General features: G+C 73.9%; 18 protein-coding genes. 8 read left to right on the top strand and 10 right to left on the bottom strand.

Annotation, left to right across the window (positions count from 1 at the left end):
• Positions 1–53 precede the first annotated feature (53 nt).
• The 4 genes from IEZ06_RS32975 to IEZ06_RS32960 all read left to right on the top strand — a co-directional run bounded on the left by IEZ06_RS32975 (position 54) and on the right by IEZ06_RS32960 (position 3,927).
• Positions 54–2,555 (top strand): sensor histidine kinase, encoded by a 2,502-nt coding sequence (locus IEZ06_RS32975; protein ID WP_189240587.1) that lies wholly within the window; start codon positions 54–56, stop codon positions 2,553–2,555.
• Positions 2,556–2,619: 64 nt separating this feature from the next.
• A complete protein-coding gene (locus IEZ06_RS32970) occupies positions 2,620–3,027 on the top strand; it encodes a roadblock/LC7 domain-containing protein (RefSeq protein ID WP_068897935.1) in 408 nt (135 codons plus the stop codon).
• The gene (locus IEZ06_RS32965; protein WP_068897933.1) at positions 3,024–3,371 is read left to right on the top strand and encodes a DUF742 domain-containing protein; all 348 of its coding nucleotides are present in this window, start codon (positions 3,024–3,026) and stop codon (positions 3,369–3,371) included. Before IEZ06_RS32970 ends, IEZ06_RS32965 begins: the two co-directional genes overlap by 4 nt.
• Positions 3,352–3,927, top strand: a complete 576-nt coding sequence (locus tag IEZ06_RS32960) for a GTP-binding protein (protein WP_068897931.1) — start codon at positions 3,352–3,354, stop codon at positions 3,925–3,927. Before IEZ06_RS32965 ends, IEZ06_RS32960 begins: the two co-directional genes overlap by 20 nt.
• A gap of 143 nt (positions 3,928–4,070) precedes the next feature.
• Here the strand turns inward: IEZ06_RS32960 and IEZ06_RS32955 are convergent, their stop codons facing one another.
• From IEZ06_RS32955 to xylA, 6 genes are all read right to left on the bottom strand, one after another.
• The gene (locus IEZ06_RS32955) at positions 4,071–4,451 is read right to left on the bottom strand and encodes a DUF742 domain-containing protein (protein WP_229799044.1); all 381 of its coding nucleotides are present in this window, start codon (positions 4,449–4,451) and stop codon (positions 4,071–4,073) included.
• Complete coding sequence (locus IEZ06_RS32950; RefSeq protein ID WP_189240586.1) at positions 4,448–4,837, bottom strand: roadblock/LC7 domain-containing protein; 390 nt, start codon at positions 4,835–4,837, stop codon at positions 4,448–4,450. Before IEZ06_RS32950 ends, IEZ06_RS32955 begins: the two co-directional genes overlap by 4 nt.
• 4 nt (positions 4,838–4,841) lie before the next feature.
• A complete protein-coding gene (locus tag IEZ06_RS32945; RefSeq protein WP_189240585.1) occupies positions 4,842–7,208 on the bottom strand; it encodes a sensor histidine kinase in 2,367 nt (788 codons plus the stop codon).
• 183 nt (positions 7,209–7,391) lie between these two features.
• Positions 7,392–8,045, bottom strand: a complete 654-nt coding sequence (locus IEZ06_RS32940; protein WP_189240584.1) for a DUF998 domain-containing protein — start codon at positions 8,043–8,045, stop codon at positions 7,392–7,394.
• 123 nt (positions 8,046–8,168) lie between these two features.
• Positions 8,169–9,599, bottom strand: coding sequence for a xylulokinase (gene xylB, locus IEZ06_RS32935; RefSeq protein WP_189240583.1), 1,431 nt, complete (start codon positions 9,597–9,599; stop codon positions 8,169–8,171).
• Positions 9,596–10,747 carry a xylose isomerase gene (xylA, locus tag IEZ06_RS32930; protein WP_189240582.1) on the bottom strand — a complete coding sequence of 384 codons (1,152 nt, stop codon included), beginning with the start codon at positions 10,745–10,747 and terminating at the stop codon, positions 9,596–9,598. Before xylA ends, xylB begins: the two co-directional genes overlap by 4 nt.
• A 79-nt stretch (positions 10,748–10,826) precedes the next feature.
• Between xylA and IEZ06_RS32925 the strand changes: the two genes are divergently transcribed.
• Positions 10,827–12,113, top strand: a complete 1,287-nt coding sequence (locus tag IEZ06_RS32925; protein ID WP_189240581.1) for an ROK family transcriptional regulator — start codon at positions 10,827–10,829, stop codon at positions 12,111–12,113.
• 172 nt (positions 12,114–12,285) lie between these two features.
• Here IEZ06_RS32925 and IEZ06_RS36905 read toward each other — a convergent pair whose 3' ends face one another.
• Both IEZ06_RS36905 and IEZ06_RS32915 read right to left on the bottom strand, forming a co-directional pair.
• Positions 12,286–12,603: a hypothetical protein gene (locus IEZ06_RS36905; protein ID WP_307811759.1), complete on the bottom strand. Its 318-nt coding sequence runs from the start codon at positions 12,601–12,603 to the stop codon at positions 12,286–12,288.
• Between the two features lie 162 nt (positions 12,604–12,765).
• Positions 12,766–13,230: a MarR family winged helix-turn-helix transcriptional regulator gene (locus IEZ06_RS32915; RefSeq protein WP_189240580.1), complete on the bottom strand. Its 465-nt coding sequence runs from the start codon at positions 13,228–13,230 to the stop codon at positions 12,766–12,768.
• 81 nt (positions 13,231–13,311) lie between these two features.
• Here IEZ06_RS32915 and IEZ06_RS32910 point away from each other — a divergent pair, with 81 nt between their 5' ends.
• Together IEZ06_RS32910 and IEZ06_RS32905 are read left to right on the top strand one after the other, a co-directional pair.
• Positions 13,312–13,821 (top strand): VOC family protein, encoded by a 510-nt coding sequence (locus IEZ06_RS32910; RefSeq protein WP_189240579.1) that lies wholly within the window; start codon positions 13,312–13,314, stop codon positions 13,819–13,821.
• A 229-nt stretch (positions 13,822–14,050) separates the two neighbouring features.
• The gene (locus IEZ06_RS32905; protein WP_189240578.1) at positions 14,051–14,464 is read left to right on the top strand and encodes an STAS domain-containing protein; all 414 of its coding nucleotides are present in this window, start codon (positions 14,051–14,053) and stop codon (positions 14,462–14,464) included.
• A 49-nt stretch (positions 14,465–14,513) separates the two neighbouring features.
• Here the strand turns inward: IEZ06_RS32905 and IEZ06_RS32900 are convergent, their stop codons facing one another.
• Positions 14,514–14,870 (bottom strand): STAS domain-containing protein, encoded by a 357-nt coding sequence (locus IEZ06_RS32900; protein WP_229799042.1) that lies wholly within the window; start codon positions 14,868–14,870, stop codon positions 14,514–14,516.
• Positions 14,849–15,364: a PP2C family protein-serine/threonine phosphatase gene (locus tag IEZ06_RS32895; protein ID WP_189240577.1), complete on the bottom strand. Its 516-nt coding sequence runs from the start codon at positions 15,362–15,364 to the stop codon at positions 14,849–14,851. The genes IEZ06_RS32900 and IEZ06_RS32895 overlap by 22 nt, the downstream gene beginning before the upstream one ends.
• 386 nt (positions 15,365–15,750) lie before the next feature.
• Here IEZ06_RS32895 and IEZ06_RS32890 point away from each other — a divergent pair, with 386 nt between their 5' ends.
• Positions 15,751–19,929 (top strand): SpoIIE family protein phosphatase, encoded by a 4,179-nt coding sequence (locus tag IEZ06_RS32890; protein WP_189240576.1) that lies wholly within the window; start codon positions 15,751–15,753, stop codon positions 19,927–19,929.
• The last annotated feature ends 73 nt before the right edge of the window (positions 19,930–20,002 follow it).

Here is a 20,002-nt window from a genome sequence, read left to right as displayed (position 1 = left end):
TTCACCCCCAAACCGCCGCAAGCCTCCGCGCACTGAGGTTGGGACGAGTGGGCATGGGCTCTGGAAACCGCTCGATTCGGTTCAAGATCTTTTTGCTGCTGCTCCTGCCCCTGCTCTCGCTCAGCGCCCTGTGGGGCTTCGTGCTCAACCTGACCGTCGGCGACGGGGTCGCGCTGCTCCGGGCGGACAGCCTCTACGAGACGGTCGGCGTGACCTCCACCGAGCTGGGGCGGCAGCTCCAGTCCGAGCGGACCCGCACCTCCACCGCGATCAGCTCGCGGGAGCTCACCAGCGGCTTTGGCGAGCAGCGCGCCCGCACCGACCGGGCGCTCGCCGAGTTCCTCAGCGCCGAGCGGACCATCGGCCCGGACGACCCCGAGCTGCGCGCCTCCCTGAACGGGCTCACCGACCGCCTCGCCAAGCTGCCGGACATCCGCTCGGCGATCGACGGCGGCCGGTACACCCGTCTCGAGGCGCTGTCGCACTACAACGAGATCCTGGACGCGGTCTTCCTCCTGTACGACCAGCTCGTCTCGGTCCCCGACCTGTCGATCTTCCAGCAGGCCACGGCCATGCAGGCGATGGGCAACGCCCGCGAGATGCTCGCCAGGGAGGACGCGCTGATCAGCGGTGCGCTGATCGACGGCCGGCTCTCCGCCGACGAGCGCGCCGCCTTCGCCGAGCACGTCGCCGCCCGCCGGTTCCTGCACGCGCGCGGCCTGTCCGGGCTGGACGTCACGCTCAGCAGGCCGTACCGGGAGGTCTTCACCTCCCCCGCCTTCGAGAGGTTCCTCGTCACCGAGACGGCCGTCGTCTCCGGTGAGGGCCTCGCGCCGCCCGCCGAGGCCCGGCTCTGGAAGGAGACGGTCGCCCCCCTCGCCGACCGGCTCGACCGGCTCGGCGCCGCCTCCTCCGACGCCCTGGCCGAGCGGTCCCGGTCGCTGTCCTTCGGCGTGGTGACCCGCATCGCCCTGGCGGGCGGGGTCGGCTTGGCCGCCGTGGTCGTCTCGATCGTCATCTCGGTCCGCTTCGGCCGCCGCCTCGCCGGCGAGCTGGCCGGGCTCCGCGCCGCCGCGCTCGACCTGGCGGACGTGCGCCTCCCCCGCCTCGTGGCGCGCCTACGGCGCGGCGAGGACGTCGACGCGGCGGCCGAGGCCCCGCCGATCGAGGCGCGCGCCGCGGGCGGCTCGGCGGAGGTCATCGACGTGGCGCACGCCTTCGGCTCGGTGCAGCGCACCGCGGTCGAGGCCGCCGTCGGCCAGGCCGACCTGCGCCGCGGCGTCAGCCAGGTCTTCGTCAACCTGGCCCGCCGCAAGCAGGCCCTGCTCCACCGCCAGCTCTCCCTGCTCGACAGCATGCAGCGCCGGGCGACCGACCCCGACGGCCTCGACGACCTGTTCCGGCTGGACCACCTCACCACGCGCATGCGCCGCCACGCCGAGAGCCTGATCATCCTGTCCGGCGCGGCCCCCGGGCGCGCCTGGCGCAACCCGGTGCCGGTGGTCGACGTCGTCAGGGCGGCGATCGCCGAGGTCGAGGACTACAAGCGCGTCACCGTGTCGCCGCTGCCCGACGCCCTGTTCGACGGAGCCGCGGTCGCCGACATCACCCACCTGATCGCCGAGCTCATCGAGAACGCCACGATCTACTCGCCGCCGCAGACCACGGTCACCGTGCGCGGCGACGTGGTGGCCAACGGGTTCGCCGTCGAGGTGGAGGACCGGGGCCTGGGCCTGGGCGCCCTGGAGTACGAGGAGATCAACGCCCGGCTCGCCGACCCGCCGGAGTTCGACCTGGCCGACAGCGACCGGCTGGGCCTGTTCGTGGTGGGCCAGCTCGCCGCCCGGCACGGCATCCAGGTCGTGCTGCGCGCCTCGCCGTTCGGCGGCACCACAGCCATCGTGCTCGTCCCCCGCGCGGTGCTCGCCGAGCTCCCCTCCCCGCTCTCCGTCACCGCCGAGCGGATCCCGAGGCGGTCCGCCGGGCCCAGGCTCGCGGACGGCGCCGGGAACGCGGCCCGGCTCACGGGCGGCGCCGGGAACGCGACCGCGGCCGGCGGCTCCGCTCCGGCCGCGCTGGGACCGGCCCCCACCCGGAGCGGCACGGCGCCGTCCTCCCCGCGGGGCGCGGGACTGCCGCGCCGTACGCGGACGGTCCCTCCCGCCTCCCCGGCGCGCGACGCCTCCGGTCGGCCCCTGGCCGCGCCGACGCTCACCGTGGTGAACGGCCTGCCGGACGGCGGGCTGCGGAACGGCGGGGCGAAGGACCCCGGCGGCCCGCCCGCCCGGGAGACCACGGGCCCCGGTAGCCTGCCCAGGCGTGTACGGCAGGCGAACCTCGCCCCGCAGCTGCGCCAGGATGCCCCGGAGCCGGAGGAGCGGGCGCCGGAGCCCCCGGCCGCCGGACGCTCGCCGGAGGAGGCCCGCGCGCTGTTCTCCGCCTTCCAGGCGGGCGCGCGGCGCGGGCGCGAGGAGCAGGAGGACGACGCCGGCGGACGGGAAGACCGCGCCGGCGATCTCGCACACCAGAAGACAGGCGAAAAGGAGGACAAGTGACCGAGCACAGCGAGGGTGCCGGCCGGCGGGAAGCCGTGGTCATGCGTCCGACGGAGGAGGTCACATGGCCGGAAAACTGAGCGGCACCGGCGAACTGAACTGGCTCCTCGACGACCTGACCAGCCGGGTGGCCGCGGTGCGGCAGGCGGTGATCCTGTCCACGGACGGGCTCGCCGTCGGTTTCTCCAAGGGGCTCAGCCGCGAGGACGCCGAGCACCTGTCCGCCGTCGCGGCCGGCTTCCAGAGCCTGGCGCGCGGGGCCGGACGCCACTTCGGCGGCGGCGAGGTCCGCCAGACCATCGTGGAGATGGAGTCGGCGTTCCTGTTCGTCACGGCCGCCGGGCAGGGGACCTGCCTGGCCGTGCTGAGCAGTTCGGACGCCGACGTCGGCCACGTCGCCTACGAGATGGCGATGCTGGTCAAGCGGGTCGGCCAGCACATCTCCGCGAATCCGCGCCAAGGCCTGTCATGACCCGCTGGATGGATGAGGAGGCCGGGCCCGTGGTCCGGCCGTACGCCCTCATCGGAGGCCGCACCAGGTCCTCCGGTGACGCGCTGGACCTGGTCGCCATGGTCACCGCGACCGGCGGCGCCCCCTCCGGCGGGTTCGTGCCCGGCCCGGAGCAGGAGCGCATCCTCACCCTGGTCACCACCGCGACCTCGGTCGCCGACATCGCCTCGGAGCTCGACCTGCCCCTGGGCGTGGTCCGGGTCCTCCTCGGCGACCTGCAGGACCACGGTCTCATCTCGATCGGACGCGCCTCGGCGAGTGAGCGCATTCTCAAGGAAGTGATCAATGGACTTCGAGCCCTCTGACGAGCCGGTCGCGCTCAAGATCCTCATTGCGGGCGGCTTCGGCGTGGGCAAGACCACGCTCGTCGGCGCGATCAGTGAGATCCGCCCCCTCCGCACGGAGGAGGTGCTCTCCGACCGGGGCATCGGCATCGACGACACCGACGGTGTGGAGGGGAAGACCACCACGACCGTCGCCATGGACTTCGGCCGCATCACGATCCGCGAAGGGCTGGTCGTCTACCTGTTCGGCACGCCCGGCCAGGAGCGGTTCTGGTTCATGTGGGACGAGCTGTCCTACGGCGCGCTGGGCGCGGTCGTGCTGGCCGACACCCGGCGGCTGACCGACTGCTTCCCCTCGATCGACTACTTCGAGCAGCGCGGCACGCCGTTCATCGTGGCGGTCAACTGCTTCGACGACGCCGACCAGTACGACGTCGAGGAGGTCAGGTCGGCCCTCGACCTGGATCCGGACGTCCCGGTGCTGATGTGCGACGTACGGCGCCGCGCCTCGGCCAAGACCGTGCTGGTCACCCTGGTGGAGCACTCCCTGCGGGTGCTGACCGCGAGCCAGGCCTGACCCTCCCGCACCGCGGACCGGCCGCCCCGCGGTTCCCTCTTCGCCGAGGGAGCCGCGGGGCGGCCGGTCCGTTCTCCGGCGCTCTTCGCGCCCTTCCCGTGCCTTCGCGCGCCGCTCCCCGGTCCGCCTGCGGGACGGCCGGGTCAGAGCGCCCGGATGCCGTTGATCACTTCCAGGAGCAGGCTCTGCGCGGGCGACGTGGCCGCGGGGATCGGCTGGCGGACGAGGATCAGGCCGTGGTCCAGCAGGTCGCCCAGGAGCACCTTGACCACGCCCAGCGGCAGCCCCGCGTCCGAGGCCACCTCGACGATCGGGCGGGCCCGCCCGACCAGGCCGAGCAGCCGCCGGTGCTCCGAGCTCAGGTGCGCCCGCGGCGAGGGCGTCGCGCCCGTCGCCACCACCATCGACATCAGGTCGAAGGCCGTGGAGGACGGGATGGTCCGCCCACCGGTCATGGCGTAGGGGCGGACGACCGGGCCGGCCTCCTCGTCGATCCATTCCATGTCGTTCACCGGGTCGCTCACTGGCCCGCCGTCCTCGGGCCGGTGGCCAGATGCTGGCCGACGCGGGTGACCAGCCGCGCCATCTCGTAGGCGATGAGGCCGACGTCCGCTGCTCCCGTCGTCATGACGCACAGGCAGCTGCCCTGGCCCGCCGAGGTGACGAACAGGAAGGCGGAGTCCATCTCCACCATGGTCTGGCGCACGGACCCGCCGCCGAACTGCAGGCTCGTCCCCTTGGCCAGGCTCTGGAAGCCGGAGGCCACGGCCGACAGGTGGTCGGCGTCCTCCTTGCTCAGGTCCCGCGACGAGGCCATCATCAGCCCGTCGTTGGACAGGATCAGCGCGTGCGAGACGTCCGCCACACTCGTGACGAAATCATCCAGAAGCCAATAAAGCTCACCCGGCACGTGGTCAAGCCCCTTCCCCACCGTTGTGTTCGCTCTCCGACCGCCCGCGCCGCCATCCCGCCTGAAGCGAGTTCAGCAACGCCCTCGCCTCCTCCGGCGACCTCTCCTCCACTTCGGCGACCCTGGTCTCGGCCTCGGGGACCGCTTCCGTCTCCTGACGCAGCTGCGGCGTCAGATTGGCCTGGCGTACCCGGCGGGGCAGCCCGCCACTCCGCCGCTGCGGTGTCCTGCGCGCGTCCAGCACCGAATGCGCCCGTGCGGCCGGAACCCGCACCGCCTCTCCGGCCGGGCCGGGGGGGCCCGGGTCTCCGGCTCCGGCGGACCCGGGGACGCCCGCGAGTCCGGCGCCCTCGCCGTACCCGGCGGGCGCCGCGGTCTCGGCGGTCTCCGCGGCCCCGACGAGCCGGACCCGGCCGGTCCCCGAGGCCGTCGCGGGTGCTGAGGACGCCTGGTGCGCCGCCGTGGAGGGCTCCGACGGTCCGGGGTCCGGCTCGGGCGCGCCCAGCAGGCTCGCGGGGATCAGCACCGTCACCGCGGTCCCGCCGTACGGCGAGGGCCGCAGCGTCACGCCGACCCCGTACCGGGCCGCCAGCAGGCCGACCACCGCGAAACCCAGCCGGTCGGTCTCCGCCGGGTCGAACTCCGGCGGGCTGGCCAGCCGCGCGTTGATCGCGTCGCGCCGCTCCTTCGCCAGGCCCAGGCCCCGGTCCTCGATCTCGACCGCGAAGCCGCGGGGGACGAGCGCCCCCCGGATCGAGACCTCGCCCCCGGGCGGGGAGAAGACCGTCGCGTTCTCGATGATCTCGGCGAACAGGTGCATCATGTCCGCGACCGCGTCACCGGGCAGCGTGCCGCCCGGCATCGGGTAGATCCGCACCCGCGCGTAGTCCTCGACCTGGGCGGCCGCGCCGCGCAGCACGTCCTCCATGGGCACGGCCGACCGCCACCTGCGGCCCGCCGTCCCGCCGGACAGGATCACCAGGCCCTCGGCGTGGCGGCGCATGCGGGTGGTCAGGTGGTCGAGGGTGAAGAGCTTCTCCAGCGTCTCGGCGTCCTCGGCCTGCCGCTGCATCCCGTCGAGCAGCTTGAGTTGCCGTTGGAGCAGGCCCTGCTTGCGCCGGGCGAGGTTGCGGAAGGCATGCGCCACGCCCTCGCGCAGCCTGGCCTGCTCCACGGCGGCGTCCAGGGCGCGGTGCTGGACGCTGTCGAAGGCGGCGGCGACGGCGTGGACCTCGGAGGTGCTGCCCAGCCCCTCCAGCGGCGGCGCCTCCGCCTCCGCGTCCACCCGTTCGCCCCGCCGCAGTCTCTCCATGACGTCGGGGATCCGCACCTCGGCCAGTTCCACGGCGGCCCGCCGCAGGCCCGCCAGCTCGCGGGTGAGCCCGCGGCCCACCCGGTAGGAGACGACCAGCGAGACGATGACCGCGACGAGCCCGAGCGCCCCGGCGATCCCGGCCCTGACGTACGTCGCGGTGACCGCCGGGCCCGCCTTGTCGGCCAGGGCGGCAGAGGACCTGGTGACGGCGATCTGGAAGGCCGCGTCCAGCCGGTCGGTGACGGACCGCCAGTCGACGCCCGAGACGGTGGAGCCGTCCAGCAGCCGCTTCTCCATCGCGCTGAAGCGGTCGTGCAGCGGGGAGGAGGCCACCTCGGCGACGGAGCCGCGCAACTCCGGTCCCAGCTCCGCCAGCCCCTGCTCCAGCAGGAAGGCGCGCTTGGCGGACAGCTGGGTGAACAGGCTCAGCTCCCCGCTCGACAGCGGGCGCTCCAGCGCCAGCACCCCGATGCCGAGCGCCCGCTCGCGACTGAGGAAGTCCTTGGCCTGGTCGATCGCGGCCAGCGCGCGGGCCTGCTGGTAGATCTCGGGGTCGTCGCCGGAGCCGAGGCTGTTGCCGAAACGCCGCACCGCGTCGGGCACCAGCCCGAACTCGCGGGAGAGGGCGATGAAACCGATCCGGCCCTGGTCGATCCGGGCACGCAGCTCGTCGATCCGCCCGGCGCGGACCATCAGCTCGTCGTAGTGGGCCTTCGTGCGCGGGCTCATGATCGACTGGGCGGCGTCCACGGCGGACTCCGCGCGGAGCCGGGCGCGGGCCTGGTCGGTGATCATCCGCTGGGCGTCGAGCCCGCCGCGGTCGGCGGGCGAGCGGGTCACCATGTACTCGGTCGAGAGCAGGTGTTCGCGCTGCAGGGCGAGGACCAGGTCGTCGGCGGGCTCGGCGACGGTCTCCTGGAGGGTGCCGGCGTTGAGCAGGCCCACCGAGTCGCCCACGGTCACGACGGCGCCGAAGCCCCACAGGGCCACCAGCGAGGCGAGGGGGGTCACCAGCAGCACCGAGAGCTTGAACCGGATGGACCTGCTCGATGCCATGTCACCTCGACGGTTCAGCCTGGGCGCACCGGCGGGGAGGACCCCGCAGGGCGATCACTGGATCGGCGATGAGGATAGCACTGTCAGTTCCCGGTATCTGTGTCCTATTTGTGATAAGTCAGGAAATAGTCATGGAGTGTGACAAGTCGCACCAGTGTGACGAGTGACTCCAAGAGGGGCATGTCATCCCAGAACGGCCTGCGAGGCGTGGGTGCTCGTGCTCCGGATCCAGGTCAGCTGGAGCAGCCGCACCGCCAGCACCGCGACCAGAGCGACCTCGGCGCCCAGCAGCACCCGCTCGACCAGGCCGATCAGCACCCGGTCCCCGGGGAGCGCCACGTAGGTGATCGCCAGGAGGCCGAACCCCCCGGCCAGCGAGAGCCACTCCACCGGCCTGGCCGCCGCCCGCCACCGCTCGTCCTGCGACAGGCTCGTCACCATGAGCATCCCCGCCACCGGCATCGCGGCGAACGCGCCGACCGAGACGTAGCGGTGGACCTGGGCGCCGAGGTCCAGCACCATCCCCGGCGCGACGGTCGGCACCACCGCGATGAGCACCAGCGCCGCGCTCCACACCAGCATCAGCCGCTCCGCCGCCGTCCCCACCGGCGCCCGCACCGACCGCAACCCGGCGACCAGTGCGAAGGACGCCACCCCCAGCGACATCATGGCGAACTCGGTCGCCCCGCCCCGGTCGAGCACGGCGTACTCGCTGATCGTCAGGTTGAGCGGGTCCAGGTACGGATCAGGGTCGATCTGCCCGACCACGGCCGCGACGGCCGCGATCAGGATCCCCGCGCAGGCGATCAGCGGATAGAGCATCTTCAACCGGAGCATGATGCCCAGACTGCCCTCCAGGCGTGCCCGCGGACATCGGGATCGACCCCTGATCCGACCCTGACGCGCCCCTGAGACGCGGCCCCGGATCTCCGGGAGGCGGCGTCCCGGGGACGCGGAGGGTCAGCCGAGCGGGCGGACCTCGGCGTAGCGGGCCCGGATCTCCGGGAGCGGGTCGGCCTCGTAGCGGGCCGGCGCGCCGCCCTCCCAGGCCGGGGGCTCGTCGGTGCCGGCCAGCAGCCAGGCGGCCTGCCGCGCCGCGCCGTCCGCGACGTACTCCCCCGGCTCGGGCACGACCACCGGCCGTCCGAAGACCGCCGGGGCGATCCGCCGTACGGCCTCCGACCGGGCTCCGCCGCCGACGAGCAGCACCCGGGCCGGGTCCAGTCCGAGGGCGTCGAAGGCGTCGGCCAGGTGGCAGAGCATGCCCTCGACCGCCGCCCTGGCCAGGTGGCCGGGGGTGGAGGTCTCCAGGGTCAGCCCGTGCAGCGCCCCGGTCGCGTCCGGCAGGTTCGGGGTCCGCTCCCCTTCGAGGTACGGCACGCAGACCAGCCCGCCGGCCCCCGCCGGAGCGGCCAGGGCCAGCTCGCCCAGCCGGTCGAGGCCGACCCCGAGCAGCCGGGCGGCCGCGTCGAGGACCCGCGCCGCGTTGAGCGTGCACACCAGCGGCAGGAACCGGCCGGTCGCGTCGGCGAACCCGGCCACGGCCCCGCTCGGGTCCGCGCTCGGCGCCTCGGCCACCGCGAACGCCGTCCCCGACGTGCCGACGGACACCACCACGTCGCCCGGCCGCGCGCCCACCCCGAGGGCGGCGGCCATGTTGTCCCCGGTCCCGGGAGCGAGCAGTGCTCCGTCCGGGACCGGGGCGCTCCCCCATGCCTGCGCGCGGGGGTCGCGGGCGAGGCGGACCTCGCCCGCACCGTCCCGGGGGTTCAGCACCTGAGGGAGCTGCGGGACGGAGCCGAGGGCGGCCTTGAGCAGGTCGGTGCGGTAGGACCCGGTCGCGGGCGACCAGTAGCCGGTCCCGGAGGCGTCACCGCGGTCGGTGACGGGCGCCCCCGACCGCCCGGCCAGCCGCCAGGTAAGCCAGTCGTGCGGCAGGCAGACCGAGGCCGTGCGGCGGGCGCTGTCCGGCTCGTGCTCGGCCAGCCAGCGCAGCTTGCTCACGGTGAACGACGCGACCGGCACGCTGCCGACCGCCGCCGCCCACGCCGCCGGTCCGCCCAGCTCCGCGACCAGGTCGGCCGCGGCCTGCGCCGAGCGGGTGTCGTTCCACAGCAGGGCGTCGCGCACGACCTGCCCGGACTCGTCCAGGCAGACCATGCCGTGCTGCTGCGCCGCCACGCTGACGGCCGCGACGTCGTCCAGCCCGCCCGCCCGGTCCACGGCCTCGCCCAGGGCCGTCCACCAGGCCTCGGGGTCGACCTCGGTCCCCTCGGGGTGGGCGGCCCGGCCCTGGCGGACCAGGGCGCCGGTCGCGGCGTCCCTGATCACCACCTTGCAGCTCTGGGTGGAGGAGTCCACCCCGGCCACGAGGGTTCGCGCACCGGTCATCCGCGCACTCCGAGGAGGTGCTCCAGCGCGAGCTGGTTGAGCCGGGTGAAGTGGAAGCCGCGCTCGGCGGCGGCGTCCAGGTCGAAGTCGTCGCGGGCCAGGTCGTCGAGGGTCTCGCCGGGGGCCAGGGTGGGCTGCGACAGCTCGCCGACCCGGCTGGCGGCCAGCGCCTCCTGCACCTCGGGGTCGGCGCGGAAGGCCGCGGACTTCTCCTTGAGGATCAGGTAGGTGCGCATGTTGGCGGCGGCCGACTCCCACACGTCGGAGGCGTCGTCGGTGCGCAGCGGCTTGTAGTCGAAGTGGCGGGGGCCCTCGTAGCCCTCGTTCTCCAGCAGGTCGACCAGGAAGAACGCGCTTTTCACGTCGCCGTGGCCGAAGATCAGGTCCTGGTCGTACTTGGGACCGTGCTGGCCGTTCAGGTCGATGTGGAAGAGCTTGCCGTGCCAGAGCGCCTGGGCGATGCCGTGCACGAAGTTCAGCCCGGCCATCTGCTCGTGGCCGACCTCGGGGTTGAGGCCCACCCGCTCGGAGTGCTCCAGCTCGTTGATGAAGGCCAGCGCGTGGCCGATCGTCGGGAGCAGGATGTCGCCGCGCGGCTCGTTCGGCTTGGGCTCCAGGGCGAACCGGATGTCGTAGCCCTTGTCGATCACATAGGAGGTCAGCAGGTCGAGGCCCTCCTTGTAGCGGTCGAGCGCGGCCTTGACGTCCTTGGCGGCGTCGGACTCGGCGCCCTCGCGGCCGCCCCACAGCACGTAGGTGGTCGCACCCAGCTCGGCGGCCAGGTCGATGTTGCGGATGACCTTGCGCAGGGCGTGGCGCCGGACGTCGCGGTCGTTGCTGGTGAACCCGCCGTCCTTGAAGACGGGGTGGGTGAACAGGTTGGTGGTGGCCATCGGGACCTTCAGGCCGGTCTCGGCCAGGGCGCCCTTGAAGCGCTCGATCGCCTTGTCCCGGTCGGGCTCGACGGCGAGCAGGTCGTCGTCGTGGAAGGTCACGCCGTAGGCGCCGAGCTCGCTGAGCCGGTGCACGGTCTCCACCGGGTCGAGGGCGGCCCGGGTGGCGTCGCCGAACGGGTCGCGCGCCGACCATCCGACCGTCCACAGGCCGAAGGTGAAGCGGTCCTGCGGGGTGGGCGTGTAGGCGTTCATGGGCCGGTCCTCCGATTTAGTCCACTTAATGGATTTAATATGCGTCCTGGAAGTGGGATCGTCAAGAGGTGGGTGTTCCATGACGCAGGCCGTACGCCACGACTCGATGCGCGCCCGCAACCTGGGGGTGGTCCTGGGCGAGGTCCGGCGGAGCGGGCCGGTCACCCGGGCCGCGCTGGCCGAGATGACCGGGCTGACCAAGACCACGGTCTCCAAGATGGTCGCCGACCTGCTCGCCGCGGGCATGGTCACCGAGACCGGGGTCCCGTCCCGGGGCGAGCGCGGCCGGCCGGGCACCGCGGTCGCGCTCAGCGGCGGACGGGTCGCGGCGCTCGGCCTGGAGATCAACGTCGACTACCTCTCCGCCTGCGTCGTGGACCTCACCCTGGAGGTGCGGCTGCGCCGTGCACAGGCTGTGGACAACCGGGCCGCCTCGCCTGTGGAAACCCTACGCCACCTGCGAGAACTCGCTCGTGAGGCTGTGGACGAAGTTCGCTCGATGGGCCTGGTGGTCGCCGGATCGACCCTCGCCGTCCCCGGCCCCGTGGACGACGGGCTGGTGCACAGCGCCCCCAACCTCGGCTGGCGGGACGTGCACGTCGGCGAGCTCCTGGACGATCTCCTGGCCCCGTCGGGCCCCCCGTTCCCCCCGGCCATCGCGGCCGGCACGACGACCGGCGCCGCGACCACCGGGGCGACCACCGGGGGGACCGCCGCCGGGGACCCGGCCGGTCCCGCCGGGCCCGCCCCGGTCCCGTTGCCGACCGTGGACAACGAGGCCAACCTGGCCGCCCTGGGCGAGCTCTGGTTCGGTTCCGGCCACCGCGACTTCCTCCACGTCTCCGGGGAGATCGGCATCGGCGCCGGCCTCGTCGTCGGCGGTGCGCTCTTCCGGGGCTCCCACGGGCTCGCCGGCGAGCTCGGCCACGTGGTCGTCTTCCCCGACGGCCCGCCCTGCCGCTGCGGCGGCCGGGGCTGCCTGGAGCAGTACGCCGGGCAGGAGGCGCTGCTCCGCGCCGCCGGAGCCGGCACCGTCGAGGAGCTGACCGGCCGCCTCCGCGACGGGGACGCGGCGGCGCTGACCGCCTGCGAGCGCGCCGGGCACGCGCTCGGCCTGGCGCTGACCTCCGCCGTCCACCTGTTCGACCCCGGCACGATCGTGCTGGGCGGCGTCTTCGCCCCGCTCTTCCCGTGGATCTCCGGCGCCGTGCGCGAGACCACGGCCGCCCGGCTGGCGGCGATCCGCGACGCCGTACCCGACCTGGCCGTCTCCCGCCTCGGCGGCGACGCGGCGACCCTGGGCGCGGCGGGGCAGGTGATCCACCGGATCATCGCCGACCCGGTGGCCCATCTGGCCGCGACATGAACCGTCTCCGCGTGGGTCGCGGCGGGTTCGCGGGCCGCGCCGACCAGGGCGGCGCCGTCGAGCACTACCAGGCCGGCGCCGTCGAGCACGACCTTGTCGCCGCAGGACCTGCGCGGCCCGCGCGCCGCGGTGGCCGGGCCCGCCAGGCCGGTGCTCCCCGAAGGACTCCGGGTCAGAGGCTGCGGGCGACGATGTCGCCGTAGGCGGTGGTGGCGTGGATGTCGAGCTCGGGGGCGCCGTTGCTGGCGAGGGCGTTGTCGATGCGGCCGTAGCCGGTGCCGGCGTTCAGGGAGGCCGAGACGCCGGCGGCCTCGTCGACCTTGATCTGGCCCTGCGCTCCCTCGAAGGCCACCTCGCCCAGCCGTCCGACCGCCCGGAACTCGGCGGCGGCCGCCTTGGCCCCGATGCGGGACCCGGCGGGCAGCCGGACCGTCACCTCGATAGCGAGAGCACCGCCCGCGCCGCCGAGCAGGCCCGTGAGGTCCTCCACACCGCAACCGGAAACGCCACGGAGGAGGCCGCCGGGCCGGCATCCGGCAGGTGACCGGGCCACCGGCCGGACAGGTGACCGGGACACCGCATGGCGCATGGGCCGGCGGACGACGCCCGGCGGGACGCACCGCACGGCCGGTTCCAGGGGCGCGGTGAGCCGTCAGGCGGAGCCGGCTCCGGCGGTCCCGTCCCCCAGGACGGCCGCGCAGATCGCGGCGAGCTGCCCGGTCTGCTCGGGGGTGAGCCGGTCGAACAGGCAGCGCCGTACGGCCTCGACGTGTCCGGGCGCGGCGGCGGCGAGCACGTCGTGGCCGGCGTCGGTGAGCGCGGCCCAGCTCACCCGCCGGTCCGCCGGGCAGGGCAGGCGCCGCACCCAGCCGCGCTCCTCCAGCCGCGCGACCGCGTGGGAGAGCCTGCTCTGCGAGGAGTTGACCCCGGCGGCCAGTTCACTCATCCGCATCCGGCGCTCCGGCGCCTCCGACAGCCGCACCAGCACCGCGTAGTAGGCGTGCGGCATGCCGGAGTCCCGCTGCAACTGGCGGTCCAGCTCCTCCTGGATCGCCTGGGTGGCCGCCAGGAAGGACCGCCACACGTACTGCTCGTCTTCGTCCAGCCATCTCGTCACGGAGCCAGTTTAGTTGAACTCTCAAGTTTTTGGGGTTAAAGTACTTGAGAGTTCAACATTTCAGGCATCCAGGGGGTCACCATGCCGGTCCAGCGGCTCAACCACGCGGTCCTGTACGTGCGCGACGTCGAGCGCAGCGTCGCCTTCTACCAGGAGGCCCTCGGCTTCCGGGTCGTCATGGGCATGCCGGGCGCGGCGTTCCTCCAGGCCGAGGGGTCCGGCAACGACCACGACCTCGGCCTCTTCGAGATCGGCGCCCAGGCCGGTCCCTCCACCGCCGGGCGCTCGACCGTCGGCCTCTACCACCTGGCCTGGGAGGTGGACACCCTGGCGGAGCTGGAGCGGATCGCCGTCAGGCTGAGCGGGCTCGACGCCCTGGCGGGCGCCTCCGACCACTCCACCACCAAGGCGCTGTACGCCAGGGACCCCGACGGCCTGGAGTTCGAGGTCTCCTGGCTGCTCCCGGCCGACCTGGTCACCGAGGAGGTCCTGGCGGGCCGGTCCCGGATCCGGCCGCTGGACATCGCCCGCGAGAAGGAGCGGTACGGCGCGCACACCCGCGGCGGCGTCGGCGTCTCGATCCCCGCCTGATCCCCGGGACCCGTCCCGTTGATCCCGCAGCCCGTCCCGTTGATCCCGGGTCCGTCCCGGCCTCCTCCGGATCCGCTCGTCCGGGGCGCGGCGCCCCGGACGGGCGGATCGCCGACCGGCCCGGCCGCCGACGTGCCCCCGGCCGGGGACGGGCCTTAGACTGAACACCGTTCGGAAATCTGGACCGTGTCAGGGATCGTTATCGACCCCGTGTGAGGGAAGTGACGCCGTGACCCGTGGTCCAGAGGCCGTGCTGGAGGTACAGGGCTGGCGCACAGGCGCCACGCGGGTCCTGCGCCTGGTGGGCGAGCTGGACGCCTACACCGCGCCCGTCGTCCGGTCGCGGTTGGACGCCGCGCTGCTCGACTCCGAGGCGCCGTCACTGATCATCGATCTCACGCCGCTGAAGTTCATGGCGACGGCCGGGATCTCCCTCATGCTGAAGCTGCGTGCCGAGATCACCGCCCGCCAGGGCCGCCTGATGCTGGTCCTCCCTCCCGAGAGCCTGCCGCGGCGCCTGTTCGAGGTGACCGGCCTGGCGCACCGCTTCGCCATCCGCGAGACCCTCGAAGAGGGCGTGGCGGCCTTCCGCCGAGAACGGCCCGACCGGGATCCGGGCGCGGCGGCCGACGGGCCGCCGTAGGCGCTCCGCCGCCGGGAACCGGGTCCGCACCCCCGGGCCCCCGTGGGGCTCACTGCAGCGCGGCCACGGCTTTCTCCCTGTTCTCGTAAGAGGAGAACAACCGGTCCAGGCCCATGATCCGGAAGACGTTGGCGATGTCGGGGTCGAGACCGGCCAGAGCCAGCGCGGCGCCGGCGTCCTGTGCGCGCTGGTGCGCGGCGACCAGCAGGGAGATGCCGGTGGAGTCGCAGAACGTCAGCCCCGACAGATCGATCACCAGCCCGGCGCCGGAGGCGAGCGTGAGCTCGTCCAGGGCCGCACGCAGGCGGGGAGCGGTGTGGTGATCCAGATCACCGGCCACGACCAGCACCTGAAGGCGCGGCGAGTGCGGCTGGAGGGTGACGGTCAGACCGTGGTCATGCTGCACCAGGGCTCCTGAGAGGGGACGGCCGCCGAGCGGACGGGGACGGACAGGGCGAGCACCGCGGTGTCGTCGGACACACCGCCGCCCAGGTCATCGATGAGTTTACGCACGGCGGCCAGCAGACCGTCGGCGCCGGAGGGGGAGACGGCGGCGAGATGGGCGGTCAGGCCCTCCTCGTCCAGCATGGAGCCGGTCCCGGTGCGGGCCTCGGTCAGACCGTCGGTGTACAGCAGCAGCGCGTCCCCGGCGTCCAGGCGGGTGCTCACCTGCGCGAAGCGGGAGTCGCGCAGGATGCCGATCAGCTGCCCGCCCTCCGGGTGGACGGCCTCGACGCCGCCGCCCGCACGCACGATCAGGGCCGGGGGGTGTCCGCCGCCGGCCGGCGAGGTCGCCCGGTCGAAGGCGTCGTCGCCGAGGGCGTCGAGGAAGGCGTGGCGGCGCGCGGTCTCCGGGCGGCGCACCCCGTCGGCGGTGCTGACGTCGGTCTCCTTCCCCACCCGGCTCCTCGCGGTGTGCGGGGCGCACGTAGGGGCCCCGGGACGATTTGCCCTATCCTACGTAACCGTTGGGCTGATCCTTACGTACCCGCCGGGCCGAGCCGGTGAAGTCGTCGACCAGCGCATATGCAGGGGTCACGGCGGAGTCGGACGAGGCGGCGAGCCGTACGGAAGGGCGCGGGGAGCCGGACGAGGCGGCGAGCCGTACGGAAGGGCGCGGCACCGCCGGCGGCCCGCGCGGAACGGCCGATCGGCGGAACCGCCGTCTCCCGGTGACGGCGAGCCGGCGCGGCCGACGGCCGCTCGCGGTCCTCGTCGCCGCGGGTGGCGGCACGGTGACGGGTCCGGCGTGGGACGGGTGCTCGGCGTGAGCGAAAGGATGTCCGATGACGCGCTGTGACGACGCTGAGCGTGGGTCGCCCGGAGCGGCCGGGGCCGCGGTGTTCGCCGCCGACGAGGAGGTCGGCCGGGACCTGGCGAGAGTGGACTGGCGGGAGACCCCGCTCGGGCCGCCGGACGGGTGGCCGCAGAGCCTGCGGACCGCGGTGAGCATCCTGCTGTCGTCCCGGTTCCCCATGTGGATGGCGTGGGGGCCGGAGCTCACGTTCTTCTGCAACGCGGCCTACCGCCGCGACACCCTGGGGCAGAAATACCCGTGGGCGCTGGGCCGGCCGGCCGGCGAGGTGTGGGCGGAGATCTGGGGCGACATCGGCCCGCGGATCGACACCGTGCTGGCCACGGGAGAGGCGACCTGGGACGAGGCGCTCCTGCTGTTCCTGGAGCGGTCCGGCTACCCGGAGGAGACCTACCACACCTTCTCCTACAGCCCCCTCCGCGACGACACCGGCGCCGTGGTCGGCATGCTGTGCGTCGTCAGCGAGGACACCGAGCGGGTCATCGGCGAGCGGCGGATGGCGACGCTGCGGGATCTCGGCTCCGATCCCAGCGTGGTCCGCACCGAGCGGGAGATGCTCGCCTTCGCCTGCCGGCAGCTCGGCCGCAACCGGCACGACCTCCCGTTCACGCTGACCTATCTGTTCGACGACGACGGCCGCGCGCGGCTGGCCGGGACGACCGGGATCTCCGCCGGGCATCCGGTCGCCCCCGCCGTCCTCGCGCCCGGCGATCCGGACGGGGTGTGGCCCGCGGCGGCGCTGACCCGGGGGGAGCCGGTGCTCGTGCCGCTCGACGGCGCCCGATCCCCCGGCCTGCCGTCCGGCGACTGGCCGGAGCCGCCCGCGCACGCGCTGGTGGTGCCGCTGCTGCAGCAGGGCAGCGCGCCGTACGGGTTCCTGGTGGCCGCGCTCAACCGCTACCGGCCCCTGGACCAGGGGTACCGGGGGTTCATCGAGCTGGCCGCGGGACACGTCGCGGCGGGGGTCGCGAGCGCCCGCAGCTACCAGGCCCAGCAGCGGCGAGCGGAGGAACTGGCCGAGCTGGACCGCGCCAAGACCGTCTTCTTCTCCAACATCAGCCACGAGTTCCGCACCCCCCTGACGCTGATCATGGGGCCGGTGCAGGAACTGCGCAGCCGCCTGCAGGGCGCCGACGCGCAGGTGCACGAGGAGCTGGAGATCGTCCACCGCAACGGGCTGCGCCTGGGCAAGCTGGTCAACACCCTCCTCGACTTCTCCCGCATCGAGGCCGGCCGCATGCAGGCCCGCTACGAGCCGGTGGACCTGGCCGCCGTGACCGCCGAGCTGGCCAGCGTCTTCCGCTCCGCGATCGACAAGGCCGGCCTGGCCTTCGAGGTGGACTGCCCGCCGCTGGCCGAACCGGTCCACATCGACCGGAGCATGTGGGAGAAGGTGGTGCTCAACCTGCTGAGCAACGCCCTGAAGTTCACCTTCGACGGCTCTATCGGCGTCCGCCTGCGCCACCGCGACGGCCACGCCGTCGTCACGGTCGCCGACACCGGCATCGGGGTGCCCGCCGACGAGCTGCCGCGCCTGTTCGAGCGCTTCCACCGCATCGAGAGCGCCCGCTCCCGCTCCAACGAGGGCAGCGGCATCGGACTGGCCCTGGTGAAGGAGCTGGTCGGCCTGCACGGCGGCACCATCACCGCCGACAGCGTCGAGGGCAAGGGCACGACCTTCACCATCCGGCTGCCCCTGGGGTCCGATCACCTGCCGGCCGACGGCCTGGTCCCGGCCGGAGCCGCGGAGACGGGCCCGGCCGCCGCCGATCCGTTCGTCGAGGAGGCCCTGCGCTGGCTCCCCGCGGACGGCACGGCGTCCCGGGAGGCGGACGCCCCCGGTGCCTCCACCGGCGCGTCCTCCCCTGCGCCGGAGGACGGCGCCCCGCCCCGGGTGCTGATCGCCGACGACAACGCCGACATGCGCGACTACCTGGCACGGCTGCTGCGGCAGTCCTACCGGGTCACCCTGGTGAACGACGGCCGGGCCGCGCTGGAGGCGGTGCGCGCCGACCCGCCGGACCTGCTCGTCAGCGACGTGATGATGCCGCGCCTGGACGGCCTGCAGCTGGTGGCCGCGCTGCGCGCCGACCCGCGCACCGCCGGGGTGCCGGTCCTGCTCCTGTCGGCCCGCGCCGGGCAGGAGGCCTCCATCGAAGGACTGGAGGCGGGCGCGGACGACTACCTGGTCAAGCCGTTCTCCGCCGCCGAGCTGCTGGCCCGCGTGCGGGCGAACGTCGAGCTGGCGCGGATGCGCAACCACCACACCCGGTGGCGGGCCGCGATGATCGACTCGCTGCAGGAGGCGTTCTTCGTCACCGACGAGAACGGCGCCGTCATCGAGATCAACACGGCGTTCACCGACATCCTCGGCTACGGCCCCGAAGGACTGCCCTACACCCCGCTGCACCCGTGGTGGCCGGACGAGGCCGACGACCCCCAGGCCCACGCGATGGTGGGCGCGGCCTTCGCCCAGCTGGTCAGCGAGGGCAAGGGCAGCTGCGTGATCCCCGTCACCCACCGCGACGGCCACCAGGTCTGGGTCGCGGTCACCTTCAACGACGTCACCGATCCCGACACCGGCCGCCGCCGGGTCGTGGGCACCCTGCGCGACGTCACCACCGAGCACTACCTGGTGCAGCGCGAGAGCGCGCTGGCCGCGCTGAGCATGCGCATCTCCCAGGCCGGCAGCCTGTCCGACACGCTGTCCGGGGCTCTGGAGGAGCTGCGGGAGGTCTGGCACGCCCGGCGGGTGCTGTCCGTCCTGTGGAAGGAGGACGCCGACCGGCCGGTGCTGGCGGTCCCCGGCTCGGCCGGCCTCCGCTGGCAGGACCTGCCGGAGGACCTCCGCGAGAAGATCACTGAGCTGCGCGGCCATCCACCGCTGCGTCCGCTCGCCGACGAGGCCGGCGGCGCCGGCATCACCCTGGAGCACCCCGACGGGCTGCTGGCCGTCTGGATCGACCTGGACCAGATGCGGCCCTTCACCGCCGAGGACCAGACCCTGCTGGCGCTGCTGACCGGCCGCCTCGGCCAGGGCCTGCACCGGGCCCACCAGCTCGATCAGCAGCGCGAGGCCGCCGTCGCCCTCCAGCGCGCCATCCTCGGCCCGTCCCGGCTGCCCGACGGCTTCGCCGTCCGCTACGAGCCGGCCACCCGCCCGCTGGAGGTCGGCGGCGACTGGTACGACATCGTGCCGTTGTCCGACGACCGCATCGCCATCGTGGTCGGCGACTGCGTGGGACGGGGCCTGGAGGCCGCGGCCGTCATGGGGCAACTGCGCAGCGCCTGCCGCGCGCTGCTGCTGCAGGACGCCGGCCCCGCCCAGGTGCTCGGCGCGCTGGACCGGTTCGCCGCCCTCGTCCCGGGCGCCAAGTGCACCACCGTCTTCTGCGGTGTCCTGGACACCGCCACCGGTGAGCTCGTCTACTCCAGCGCCGGTCACCCCCCTGGCATCCTGGCCCATCCCGACGGCACCACGCTGCTGCTGGAGGGCGGCCGCTCCACCCCGCTGGCCGTACGCCCCGGCCACCCCCGGCCCGAGGCCGGGTGCACCATGCCGGCCCGCTCCACCCTGCTGCTGTACACCGACGGGCTGGTCGAACGCCGCCGGCGCCCGCTGACCGCCGGGATCGACCAGGCCGGCGCCGCCGTCCAGGACGGCCGGTCCACCCCCATCGAGGACCTGGCGACCCGCGTCATGACCCGCCTGGCACCGGAGAGCGGCTTCAACGACGACGTCGCCCTGGTGCTGTACCGCCAGCCCGCGCCGCTGGAGGTGACCTTCCCGGCCGAGTCCAGCCAGCTCGCGCCCGTGCGCACCGCCCTGCGCGACTGGCTGAGCCGTTGCGAGCTCAACCCGTCGATGATCCAGAACGTGCTCGTCGCGGCCGGGGAGGCCTGCGCCAACGCGATCGAGCACGGCCATCGGCACGCCCCCGGCCACACGATCCGCCTGCGGGCGGTGGCCACCGCCCGCGACCTGCACCTGACCGTCGCCGACACCGGCCGCTGGAAGCCCCCGCAGCCCGAGGCCAATCCCCATCGCGGCCGGGGCGTCGCCCTGATGCGCGCCCTGATGCACCACGTCACCATCGAACCCGGTGCCGCCGGGACCACCGTCGACATGCATGCGAGGATCACCCGTTGACTTCCTCCCTCACCTAAAGGCGGGGGATTCCAGCGGTCGCCCGCTGGGGTTCCTGCTTCACCGACGACCGCCC

The sequence above is a fragment of the Planomonospora antibiotica genome, from assembly GCF_014647955.1.
Taxonomy (GTDB): Bacteria; Actinomycetota; Actinomycetes; order Streptosporangiales; family Streptosporangiaceae; genus Planomonospora; species Planomonospora parontospora.
Note: the sequence above shows the minus strand (reverse complement) of the source record. Positions and strands in the feature narration are given on the sequence as shown.